Here is a 10,030-nt window from a genome sequence, read left to right on the forward strand (position 1 = left end):
GGATATCGATCACCGCGCGAGTTCTTAAACCGTCAAACAGAAACCTGATCCTGTCCGGTTTTTATGGGGCAACTCCAGAAACCGCTGAAAGGGATTGGTGAGGGAGACGGACGAACCAAAAGAGCAAAGGTTTGTTGCCGGCCAAAGTTAGGCGAGATCGGCCGTTGGCGGGGGGTACATAAGATCTGCGGAGGATGACCCGCGTGATGTTGACGGTGGCTTCGCTGCGCTCGCGCCTATTCGTTCTAATAATCGATCCTTCGGAACGATCAGCCGAACGACGAGACCCTTAGGGTCCCAGATGCGAATGATCTCTCCGCGGAACTGTTTTTCGACAGTGAGCTTGCCAAGCTTTGTCCCGAAACCCTCTGTCTCGGTCTGCGCGACTGCAGGCCCTCCTCGCTCGGTCCAGACCAATTCCAGCGTTTCGCCACGGTCCATATTTGGCGGCGCTCGTTGCAAACCATGCACGACAAGAGCAAGACCGGTTATGGCCGTCCGTGACACCCAAAGGTCGCACCTCGTATCGTCACGCGATGCCCCTGATCTGTTTCCCAAAAGATGCGGTGGCGTCGCTACGATCCCACTGCCGCTGGCAAAGGGAAGAGGCTGAGGCCCACCCTCTGGCCGCGAGCAGCACCGGAAGCGCGTGTTGCGTGCGGAGGTGAATTCCGCCGGTCGACAGCGTGGTGATGTGGCACTGTGAATTGCCGCCTGATCCCTTAAATCGATTCCTATCCAAGGAATGATCCAGTAGACCATCATGCAAAGATGGAGGCTAGGACCCTGCGGTGCATCGATTGAGGTGGGATGCCAAGTTTTTCGTGCGCCCCGCCGTCGAGGTGGCGGCGGACCTGATCGGCGCCGAATTCGCGGTGTCCGGCGTCGGCGGAATTATTGTCGAGACCGAGGCATATCTGCTCGATGACGCCGCGTCGCACAGCTTCGCCGGCGCCACCGACCGAAATCGAGCGATGTTCGGTCCGCCGGCGCACACCTATGTTTATCTCTCCTATGGCCTCCATTGGTGTCTCAACTTCGTTTGCTTGCCCGGCAGCGCCGTCTTGATCCGCGCGATCGAGCCGAAGTGGGGCATCGAGGCGATGCAAGCGCGGAGGGGTGTTAGTAAGGACAGGCTCTTGTGCTCCGGGCCGGGACGCCTCGGCCAGGCGCTGGCGATCAATAGAGCGCAGGATGGCCTGCCGCTTTGGCAGGAGCCGTTTCACCTCCACCTACCGGCTCAGCGTCCGCCGATCTCCAGCGGTATCCGTGTGGGAGTTACGAAGGCGGTGGAACACCCGTGGCGTTTCGGGCTCGCCAACTCGCCCTTCGTCAGCCGTAAATTCTAGCGCGGAAACGCCTGCGCCGTTTTTAGCCTGATCCCGAGGCTCGACTTGTCGGAATCGATCGCGTTCAATGACTCTCGGGCCCCGACCCAGAATCATCGTAATCTCGATAGCCAATCAGTGGAGGCGACCAAATGACGAAATCAAATGTGGGCTTCATCGGGCTCGGGCTGATGGGTCAGGGCATGGCGGCGAATATCCTGAAGAAGGGCTCGCCGCTTTGCGTGATGGCGCATCGCAATCGCGCGCCGGTCGACGCGCTGGTCGCCGAGGGCGCGACGGAGGCAGCAACACCGCGCGATATGGCCGAGTGTTGCGACTTCATCATCCTTTGCGTAACCGGCTCGCCGGAAGTCCTCTCGGTGATTGAAGGCCCGGACGGCATCGCTTCCGCCGGCAAGCCGCTCACCATCGTCGATTGTTCGACCTCCGATCCCTCCGTCACCACAAAACTCGCTGCGAACCTTGCCGGCAAGGCTATTACCCTCATCGATGCGCCGCTCAGCCGTACCCCGGCGGACGCCGCCGCCGGTACGCTCGATGTGATGGTCGGCGGCGCGGACGAGGACGTGCGCCGTGTCTGGCCCGTGCTCGAATGCTTCGCCGGCAGAATCGTCCACACAGGCCCAACCGGCACCGGCCACACGATGAAGCTGCTCAACAACTTTCTCTCGATGGGCTATGCGGCGCTCTATTCCGAGGCGCTGATGCTCGGACGCAAAGCGGGGCTCACCCCGGAAGTCTTCGACAGCGTCATCCGAGGGGGCCGCATGGATTGCCCCTTCTATCAGACGTTCTTCCGCTGGGTGCTGGAGCGTGACCCGAACGCCCACAAGTTCGCAATCCGCAACGGCTTCAAGGACATGAGCTATCTCGCCGGCTTCGCCAATGCGAGCGGCGTCGCGAACCCGATCGGGGCCGCAGTCAGGAATTCCTTCGCCCAGGCGGTCGGAGCTGGTCGCGGCGAGGAATACGTGCCGATGCTGTCGGATTTCGTCGCCGAGGCGAACGGCATCAAGTGAGAGGCGGCTGTTAACGGCGCGGCTTTCTCCGGCGTCGAGCACGACATCGAAGCGTCTATGCGCGCTCTCGCCCGGATCGCGGACACGCAAGGTTTAGGCGGATCTGCGGATGCATAGGAATTGGCGCAGAGCTCTTCATGAGTTCCGCCGCCGTTATCTACATGTTGCCCCTCGCTTTTCGGCCGAGGCAGAAAGAAACGGCCGCATTCTTGGTAACCGGAGCAAATTGCGTGGCAGACTTATCGCCGGATTGGCTGACGGGAAGTGTGCATAAGTGAAGGCTGGCCGTGTTGGGTGGCGCCAGGGGGATTCCGCGCCGGGGGCAAATCATGCGTCCATTGCCAAGAAGCTACTTGCCTCGCCCGAACATGCCGACACGCCTTCCCTGAAGGCGTTGTGTGGGTGATGTCGCGTTGTCGGTGGCTTAAAGGTTGGCGGATATTTTGGGGGGATGAGCGAACCGACCATCAGCTACAAGAACCACCGCTTTCCCCCGCAGATTATCGCGCGTGCGGTCTGGCTGTACTTCCGGTTCCCTTTGAGCCTGCGGTTGGTCGAGGAAATGCTGTTGGAGCGTGGCATTGTCGTGTCCTACGAAACGATACGGCGGTGGGCCGCAAATTCTGCGCGGCTTATGCGAAACAGTTGCGCAGAAAGAAGCCGTCGCGAAAGGATATCTGGCATCTGGACGAGGTCGTGATTTCCATCGGCGGCCGCAAGTTTGGCTTTGGCGTGCCGTTGACGAGGACGGTTACGTTCTCGACGAGGTCGTCCAGGAGCGGCGCGATACCAAAGCTGCCAAGCGATTGCTGGTCAGGCTGCTGAAGAAGCAAGGCTTGGCGTCGAAACGGATCGTCACCGACAAGCAGCGCTCATATGGAGCTATAAGACGCGACGTGATGTCGGCTGTAGAACGCCGCTCGCACAAGGGGCTGAACAATCGCGCGGAGAATTCTCACGTGCCACTTCGAAAACGAGAGCGGATGATGCAGGGATTTCGATCTTCCGGCGGCCTGCAACGTTTCATCTCAGTCTTTTCAGCAGTCCGAAATCTCTTCGTCCCGCCGCGCCAGAAACGCTCAGCCCTCGCCACCCACATTCATCGGACCCGCGCGATGGCGCAGTGGAATGCCGTGGCCGGCGCAACAGTCTGAGGTCACAGACCAAAGCCTTGTCCGGGCGTTGATGAAGCAACGTGACATCGCCGATCGCAACTAGCGTACGTGCACCCGGTCAGGCTCGGTCGTAGGTAAAGGACGTCAGCAAGGTGGTTACGAAATTGCTCGCCCGTTCCTTGACGAGCAACTCGGTCCACTCATTGGTTCCTCGAAGTCTTAGATCGGTATAGATGCTGTCGACGGCGGCCTCTTCGATGCGTTTGATGTGCGCCTTGAAATTTGCCTCGCCGCCGGCACGGTACATGTCACGTATGACCATGCGCAGGATTTCCTGGATTGCGATTTGCCACGACGTGTTGATCGCCTGGAGTTCATTCGTATCCGGTGCCATCGGGCTCCCTTTCGTTTTGAGTGTCCCGAGAATGACATCGCCATGCTGTCGGGTGGCAGCAAAAGCTATCCTTGTCTTGCCTTGCGATTGGCATAGCGCCGGTCGCGGTTGGCCTTCCGCACCGCCTCATCTTCGATCACCTGCGCTATACGTGCATTTTCGGCGATCGCCCGCGCTTCGGTTTCGGTGACTGCCGCCGCCTCAACGGCTGCCTGCCGCGCTGTCGGCTCGGTTCGGCTCGGTCTCGATACGCTTTTGCTCCTCAAGCTTCAGACGCTCGCGTTCAACACGCCGCTCTTCACGAGCGGTGGCAATGGCTGCGCGCGGCCTGCCTTGCCATCCTAGCTGGTTCCGCCGCAGTCCTTGCCGCTCGGTAGGCGTTCAGGAGAGCAGTTTTGGCGTCAGCGGATGCGGCTCGGCGGTCGGAGACTTCGTTTTTTCTGGCGTTCTTCATTCTTATCCCAATAGTGAGCGCAGCAGAGATCAGCGCGCCTTGGCGCGTTTGGCGATGAGGTAGGGTGGCGCCGACAAGCGGTCGCCCAACTCCTTTGCAAGACGTGCCTCTCGAAGCCGGAGAGACTTGGCATCCCGGGCCTGAGCGACGGATTCCACCTCTTCTATCGCGTTGTTTTTGGAGAAGAACTGCGTCCGGACTTTCATGAAGGCGATCTCCGCCTGCTGACGGGATTTGCTGTGTGCTTCTATCATTGGAACCTCAACTAGTTCGGCTTAGCAACCGAAACAAAAAAGGCCAGGCAAAACGCCTGGCCTTGTTGAAACAGCTTCCGGCAGTGCCAGTACATCCGTGGTCAAAGGGAAGCAAATCTCGATTTTAGGCGGACTGCAGATTGGTAGCAGACATCTTGCCCGACTTATTGTCGCGCTCGAGCTCGAAGCCGATCTTCTGCCCTTCGACAAGTTCGCGCATTCCGGCGCGCTCGACAGCGGAGATGTGCACGAACGCGTCTGCGCCACCGTTATCAGGCTGGATGAAGCCGAAGCCCTTGGTGGAGTTGAACCATTTTACTGTGCCTGTGGTCATGATGAACCCTTTCAAAGCATAGAGTGAGGAACCGCGCAGCCTATGCTGCGCAGGTAGAAACCGACTGTTTTTGAAAGGGAAGTTCGCTTAAGGCGCGGTGCCAATCGCGCGGTAGACAAAGCTCGGCAAGCAAAAGATCGATGCCGCATCTATAAGGGACTTGGATTGCCGCGTCAACGATTAGTTTTCCAACATGCAGAATACATCCTAAGATTGCGCTCATTTCACACTTCCAGACGCCGATACAGCGCTGTCGCGATCACGGCAAACGACAAAACTGCCATCGATGTCGTCTAGCGCCACGGCTCCGAGGAGCGCCATATTCTGATGAATTTCGGTTTTTAGGATGTCGATAGCTTTGAGGATACCTGGACTGCCGGAGGCGACCGCCGCATAGAGGAATGGGCGCCCAACAAAGACGAAGCGCGCACCCAGGGCGATTGCCTTGATTACATGGGTGCCCCGCCTGAAGCCACCGTCGATCATGACAGCGGTTTTGTTGCCGACCCGCGCAACAATCGCAGGAAGCGCACTTAAGGGCGACATGGTCCCGTCGAGTTGACGGCCGCCGTGATTGGACACTATCAGCCCATCCGCACCAACTCATGAACCCGCAACGCGTCATCCGGATGCATAACGCCTTTGACGACGAGCTTTCCCGGCCAACGCGCGCGGATACGCTCGAGATGGACCCAATTCAGGTGATCCCTCCGCCCGAAGTCGCGCATGAAGTTCGATGAGATGATCGGTGCGCCACGGTCCCCATAGGAGTTCTCAAAATGTGGAACGCCATGCACTGCCAGAGTGCGTAAAAAGGTTCCAATCGTCCATCGGGGATGAGTGATGCCTTGCCATGCCAAGCGTAAGCTCGGCCGCAAAGGAGTCGAGAAGCCGGCGCGAATATTGTTCTCGCGGTTTGCCAAAGTAGCCGTGTCGACCGTGAGTACCAACGTCTGAAAACCGGCGCGTAGTACCCGGTCGACCAGCGCGTCAATCCGATCTGGTTCTCCCGGGAGATATGCCTGGAACCAGGCGCCCGGGGCGGTGGCGGCGACTTCTTCGAGCCGTGTCAGCGACGATCCACTCATGATCATGGGAATTCGACGCTCATTGGCCACCTTGGCCAGCACGACGTCACCAAGATAGGCCCAGAGCACGGTGGTATCACAGAAGCGGACATGATACATGCCGCCGAGCTGCAGGTTTGCCCACTTCCAGACCTTACCTCGGAAGCTGCGATCGACGCGTTTCGACCCAGCGCTGCCATTCGCCGATAGCGCCCGACGGCTGGTCGATCGAAGATTCCGTGCGTTTCGCAGGTTAGCAAATCCTGTCATCGGTAAATCGCGGTTCATCGCCCGGCTTGCCGCACGCGACCCAGTCGCGCTTCGCCCGCAGGTAATTGGTCAGTTCGGCCAATTCAGTTGCCTTCTGCTCAAGCCTGACGAGCTGGACGTCCATGATCTCGATCTCACGCGCCGGCGATAAGCCCTCTCGTTGCAGTTCCGTGGCAATCTCCGCGATCTCTTTGAGTGGCAGACCCAGTGATTGTGCGAAACGGATCATCCGAACCGTCGAGGCGTCCTGGGCAGTGAAGATCTGATAGGGATTGCGACCACCTTTGGCGCCGAGTTGCGGCCTGAGCAGACCTTTGCGGACATAAAAGCGGACAGTGTCCTGGCTCAATCCTGTTCGCTGGGCGAATTCTCCGATCAGCATTTTTTCACACCTTAAGCTGTTGACCATGGACCTTAGTCCAGCCTTATATGATGCGTTCCCTCAATTGTGGAACACTTTCATGCTGAACTATCCTAATAACGATTCCCATGAGCCGACTGCCTTCGTGACTGGGGCAACCGGCCTTCTGGGCAATAATCTGGTCCGCGAACTAATCGCCGACGGCTGGGGCGTGCGCGCGCTGGTTCGCTCGCACGAGAAAGCAGCAATGCAGTTTGCCGGGCTGGATTTAGAGATCATCGCCGGCGATATGCTCGACGTGCCGGGTTTTGCGGACGCACTTAGGGGCGTCGACGTGGTTTTCCACACAGCGGCTTATTTCCGGGACTCTTACAAAGGCGGGAAGCATTGGGACGCGCTCTACGCGGCCAATGTCGCGGGTACGCGTGGCTTGCTCGATCACGCTTATCGTGCCGGCGTGCGGCGCTTCGTCCATACCAGCTCGGTCGCAGTGCTGCGCGGTGCAAAGGGACAAACCATAGACGAGTCCATGTTGCGGGACGAGCGGGACGCCGATGATTATTACCGCAGCAAGATCCTGTCGGACCGCGTGGTGCTTGATTTTCTCGACAAACATCCCGATTTCTGGGCGGCCATGGTGCTTCCGGGCTGGATGCACGGGCCGGGGGATATCGGGCCGACGTCGGCTGGCCAAACAGTGCTGGATGTGGCGCTCGAGCGCTTGCCCGGCGTTCCACCCGGCTCCTTCTCGGTGGTCGATGCGCGCGATGTGGCGCGGGCGATGATCCTCGCTAGCCACAGGGGGCAACGCGGCGAACGTTACCTCGCCGCCGGACAGCATATGACCATGGCCGATTTGTTGCCGTTGATCGCACAAGCCACCAGGGCCAAGGCACCGACCCGCCGCATTCCACTCTTCTTGCTTTACCTGATCGGCGCCGGCAATGAGCTCTACGCGCGGATGACTGGCAAGCCTGTACTCTTGAGTTGGGCCATGGCGCGAACAGTTGCCACGGAGAATGACCGATCTCGCTACGATTGTGCGAAGAGCACACGAGAATTGGGTCTGGAGTTCCGGCCCGTGAGCGAAACCCTGCGTGATGAAGTGGCCTGGTTCCGTACGCACGGCTTCTTGCCTAGCTGAAACCTCGCCATACGGCGTTAAAGGGCTACAGCCAAGACAGAGGTTTCAGCCAAAGGCCCTTGAAGGCCGGCGACATTCGTTGATTTCGGTCTTAGTGCCCTTTTCTCCTTAGAAATCGCGCACGGATACGAAGGCGTCGATTCATTTTCGCTTCGGTTAATTGTGGCCCGATCTACTGGGCGATCGCAACGCGATCACCCACACTCACGCTGGCTCATCAGTGGTCGTCAACTCAGACGTGAAGGGGCATCAACGTGAACAGGAACGGGAACGACTCTTCCAGAGTTTGACCAGGTTTCGGCTTCGGCTTGGCCAGCCAGCGTGGCGGGGCGACGGCAAAAAACAATGCGCCCGGCGGTATGCATGTGGATTACAACCCCGGAACATTGCGCCGATTGATTGTCGCACCATCTGATCCGGCATTCGTCGCGCTCGCCACCCAATTGCTGTGACACCGCCTCGGCATCCGCCACGAAACTTTAACGCCAGATGCGCCACGATGGCCGCTATGGTGCCGTGCCCAACTCTTTGAACAATATACTTGCGTAGAAATCCACGCACTCTCCAACCCGTGCGGTGACCTCCTCATCGCTATCGTTCCATGGCGTTTCAAGGCCGATAGCGGCCCTGCGCAAGGGCTCAGCAACCAGAGCAGCAAGGATCATCCGGGCAAATCGGATGACATCAAATGACTGGACATCGGCTTGGTACTCGCGCAGCCAGTTCGCCACGGCCAGCACTCCCCGCTCGACTCCATTTCGATTATAGATTTCTGCCAGCCGTTCTCGGCCCTCCTTTTCAGCACAGATGAGACGGAAAAGGGCTACAGCTTCCTTGGATAGGGCGATCCGATATATCCTGCTCAATAGCTCTTGCAGGCTCCCCGGATCAGGACGCGGCTCGCTCGGCCGGTGATCTCCACTCGTTTGGAGTTGCTCAGTCCAAGACGCTACGATTTTCCCGACCAGTTCCTCACGATTGGCCGCCACAGCGTAAACAGTCTTTTTGGCAACTCCTGCGCTACGCGACACCGCATCGATGCTGAACTTGGCAAATCCCTGGTCAAAGAGAAGTTGTGTTGAGGCTTGGAGAATTTTGTTTTCCACCTCAAGCCGATTACGGGCCGGACGCCCTCTCGCTCGCAAATCTTGATCCCCTTGACCAACGTCGTACGAAGGATATACCGATCATATTTAGGAAACGCCACACGTTTCCTAAATATAGGAGATAGGAAATGCAAGAGGATTTGGAAGCAGCAATCCCTGTCGCGCTGCTGCACGCCGACCCAATTAGACTCGAAATGGGTATCAAGCGCTTCGCCTCCGGCACCCTCACGGTCGCCTGCAGAACGATAATGCCAGGGTGCAATGGAGCGATGCTGGAATGGTGGTTCAAGTATTTTGAAACCGACGAACACCTTCGCTGGTGGCACCCGATTGATCACAAGCGCCATTTTGGGTGGGACGAGCTTTGGAAAAAAGGGGAGAACTACATCGGCGCGACGATCAGGGCGACGGAGTCGCTAGGAGAGGTTCCTCCGGTCAAAGCAACCATCAAGTTCCTAAGCCCAGCCGCATACTTCAGTGCCACGGACATCGATGCCGCAAAGCGGGTGGGCGGCGTATCCGCACTTTTCTACGCTGGAATTGGCTTTGGCGATGATGTTGAGATTGACGAGCATGGAATTCCAATAGGCGGCCGGATGATGCACGTCACACGGGACACGCCCGATGGCCTCGTTCTGCGAAGCAGATTCGTTCTTGGTCTCGATAGCGACAAGGGCGGCCACCCTGTCCCGGACGAGATCGGACTGGGGCTGATGCGCCATTGCCATTCGGAGTTCTCGTTCCTCGCGAAGGCACTTCCGTCTGCATATTATGGTGATCTCGCAAATTCTCGACCTGCCGACAACTGGTAGCTTCGCCCGACTGAAATAACGCAAGATAGCCGAGCGTCGAAGCATCAGGAACGCTCGGCCTTCTAAGCTGCCTCGTCGATGGTTGAGTTTTTGAGCACTCCTAACTTGTCGACTTCGACTTCAACAACGTCGCCGGGTTTCGTTCAAAGCGGTGGATTGCACTTGGCCCCAACACCACCGGGGCTGCCGCTTGCGATGACGTCGCCTCCACCAGCACGGCGATCATCGCAACTGACGATCGTCGTGTTCACCTTGCGACAGCCGGATGTCCTGTAGGAATCGGAAGAGCGACCCCGCCAGGAAGCAGAGTGCCGCAACGAATAGCACGGCGGCGCCCGGTTCGTGACGGTA

General features: G+C 58.5%; 9 protein-coding genes and 4 pseudogenes. 5 read left to right on the forward strand and 8 right to left on the reverse strand.

Annotated features, from left to right (window positions below; translation table 11 throughout):
• The first annotated feature begins 791 nt into the window (after window positions 1-791).
• The 3 genes and pseudogenes from AC070A_RS34310 (at window position 792) to AC070A_RS34320 (ending at window position 3,522) form a co-directional block, all read left to right on the forward strand.
• A complete protein-coding gene (locus tag AC070A_RS34310; protein WP_113133430.1) occupies window positions 792-1,349 on the forward strand; it encodes a DNA-3-methyladenine glycosylase in 558 nt (185 codons plus the stop codon).
• A gap of 131 nt (window positions 1,350-1,480) precedes the next feature.
• Entirely contained in the window at window positions 1,481-2,368 is an 888-nt protein-coding gene (locus AC070A_RS34315; RefSeq protein ID WP_113736742.1) for an NAD(P)-dependent oxidoreductase, read from the forward strand.
• Between the two features lie 405 nt (window positions 2,369-2,773).
• Window positions 2,774-3,522, forward strand: a pseudogene (locus AC070A_RS34320) (IS6 family transposase).
• A 79-nt stretch (window positions 3,523-3,601) separates the two neighbouring features.
• On the opposite strand, the gene AC070A_RS34325 reads toward AC070A_RS34320, so the two are convergent.
• The 6 genes and pseudogenes from AC070A_RS34325 to AC070A_RS34350 form a co-directional block, all read right to left on the reverse strand.
• Window positions 3,602-3,877 carry a hypothetical protein gene (locus tag AC070A_RS34325; protein WP_057252161.1) on the reverse strand — a complete coding sequence of 92 codons (276 nt, stop codon included), beginning with the start codon at window positions 3,875-3,877 and terminating at the stop codon, window positions 3,602-3,604.
• Between the two features lie 65 nt (window positions 3,878-3,942).
• Window positions 3,943-4,331, reverse strand: a pseudogene (locus tag AC070A_RS34330) (DUF6481 family protein).
• 29 nt (window positions 4,332-4,360) lie between these two features.
• On the reverse strand, window positions 4,361-4,585 hold the full coding sequence (locus tag AC070A_RS34335) for a hypothetical protein (protein WP_057252163.1): 225 nt from the start codon (window positions 4,583-4,585) through the stop codon (window positions 4,361-4,363).
• A gap of 124 nt (window positions 4,586-4,709) precedes the next feature.
• On the reverse strand, window positions 4,710-4,919 hold the full coding sequence (locus tag AC070A_RS34340; RefSeq protein ID WP_034806062.1) for a cold-shock protein: 210 nt from the start codon (window positions 4,917-4,919) through the stop codon (window positions 4,710-4,712).
• A gap of 219 nt (window positions 4,920-5,138) precedes the next feature.
• A pseudogene (locus tag AC070A_RS34345) lies at window positions 5,139-6,079 on the reverse strand (alpha-hydroxy acid oxidase); the annotation flags it as partial.
• Between the two features lie 160 nt (window positions 6,080-6,239).
• Entirely contained in the window at window positions 6,240-6,638 is a 399-nt protein-coding gene (locus AC070A_RS34350) for a MerR family transcriptional regulator (RefSeq protein WP_057252164.1), read from the reverse strand.
• Between the two features lie 79 nt (window positions 6,639-6,717).
• On the opposite strand from AC070A_RS34350, the gene AC070A_RS34355 reads away from it, so the two are divergent.
• Window positions 6,718-7,761 (forward strand): SDR family oxidoreductase, encoded by a 1,044-nt coding sequence (locus AC070A_RS34355; protein WP_113133429.1) that lies wholly within the window; start codon window positions 6,718-6,720, stop codon window positions 7,759-7,761.
• Between the two features lie 506 nt (window positions 7,762-8,267).
• On the opposite strand, the gene AC070A_RS34360 is transcribed toward AC070A_RS34355, so the two are convergent.
• Window positions 8,268-8,867: a TetR/AcrR family transcriptional regulator gene (locus tag AC070A_RS34360; protein WP_057252166.1), complete on the reverse strand. Its 600-nt coding sequence runs from the start codon at window positions 8,865-8,867 to the stop codon at window positions 8,268-8,270.
• 128 nt (window positions 8,868-8,995) lie between these two features.
• On the opposite strand from AC070A_RS34360, the gene AC070A_RS34365 reads away from it, so the two are divergent.
• The gene (locus tag AC070A_RS34365; protein WP_057252167.1) at window positions 8,996-9,679 is read left to right on the forward strand and encodes a DAPG hydrolase family protein; all 684 of its coding nucleotides are present in this window, start codon (window positions 8,996-8,998) and stop codon (window positions 9,677-9,679) included.
• A gap of 62 nt (window positions 9,680-9,741) precedes the next feature.
• Here the strand turns inward: AC070A_RS34365 and AC070A_RS34370 are convergent.
• Window positions 9,742-9,885, reverse strand: a pseudogene (locus AC070A_RS34370) (fumarylacetoacetate hydrolase family protein); the annotation flags it as partial.
• Window positions 9,886-10,030: the final 145 nt, after the last annotated feature.

It is taken from the genome of Ensifer sp. GW101-20A05 (genome assembly GCF_059424735.1).